Annotated in this window: 1 pseudogene; it reads right to left on the bottom strand. The window is 67.8% G+C overall.

Annotation, left to right across the window (positions count from 1 at the left end):
* Positions 1–469 (bottom strand): annotated as a pseudogene (locus EOA28_RS39405) (hypothetical protein); the annotation flags it as partial.

Raw genomic sequence — 469 nt, 5'->3', positions numbered from 1 at the left:
GCCCGAGACCCGGAAGCCCGTTGCCGCGAGGCCCGACGCGACATGACCGCCGATCATGCCCAGGCCAAGCACCGCGACCGACAAGGCGCCGCGGTCGCGGATCTCGGAAACAGCCCGCTGCCACTTGCGCGCGCCCTGGCTTCGGCGAACGGAAAAATCGTCCTGCTGGCGGGCGAATGCCGCGTGCATGGCGTAGTCGAGAATTTGCTGTGCTTGCGCGGGATCGCGCAGGCGCACGACAGGCATATCGTCGGGCAGGCGCGGATCGGAGGTCAATTGATCCGTGCCGGCGCCCAGGCAGAGCACAGCGCGCGTCGAAGCAGGCAGCTTCGCCATGTCCGGCGGAAAAGCCCAGGTCACCAGCAGGTCGTAGTCGGTGTCCGGGGCGCAATCGGTCCAGCGGCGGAATTCCACGCCGGGACAGGCCGAGCGCAACGCGGTATCGAACGCCTCCGAATAAGCGAGAGGA

Source organism: Mesorhizobium sp. M2A.F.Ca.ET.067.02.1.1 (genome assembly GCF_004023285.1).
Taxonomy (GTDB): Bacteria; Pseudomonadota; Alphaproteobacteria; order Rhizobiales; family Rhizobiaceae; genus Mesorhizobium.
This window is presented reverse-complemented; position numbering and strand designations above follow the sequence as displayed.